This is a genomic window from Bradyrhizobium sp. NBAIM03 (genome assembly GCF_020194055.1).
GTDB lineage: Bacteria > Pseudomonadota > Alphaproteobacteria > Rhizobiales > Xanthobacteraceae > Bradyrhizobium > Bradyrhizobium yuanmingense.
Map to the genome: position 1 here is coordinate 1 of NZ_JADYVS010000302.1, position 360 is coordinate 360.

A 360-nucleotide genomic window follows, 5' to 3' on the forward strand; every position below is an offset into this window, starting at 1 on the left:
CCTCGCCCGGACGCAGCGGACGCTCCAGGGTCTGATCGACCAGCGTGCCCATGGTCATCTCCTTGGCGGGGGCGGCTGCAGCGGCGGGCGCTTCCGGCACCAGCGGCGGCGCATCGGCAACGGGAGCAGCAGTGCCGGCTGTCGGCATCGGCTGCGCCGAGCCTGACATGGCCGCCATGCCCTGCTCGACCATTGCTTCCAGCTTGTCGATGAGATCGCGGTCGTTCCCCTCGGGCTCGGCCTCGGTCGCCTCCAAGCCAGCCAAAATCTCCTTGATGCGGTCGATCGAGGACAGGATCACCGTCACCGCCTCGGCAGTCACAGGCATGCCGTCACGGAATTTGCCCATCAGGGTCTCGC

General features: G+C 68.1%; 1 pseudogene. It reads right to left on the reverse strand.

What is annotated here, in order from left to right:
- Nucleotides 1–360 (reverse strand): annotated as a pseudogene (locus I6F21_RS38615) (hybrid sensor histidine kinase/response regulator); the annotation flags it as partial.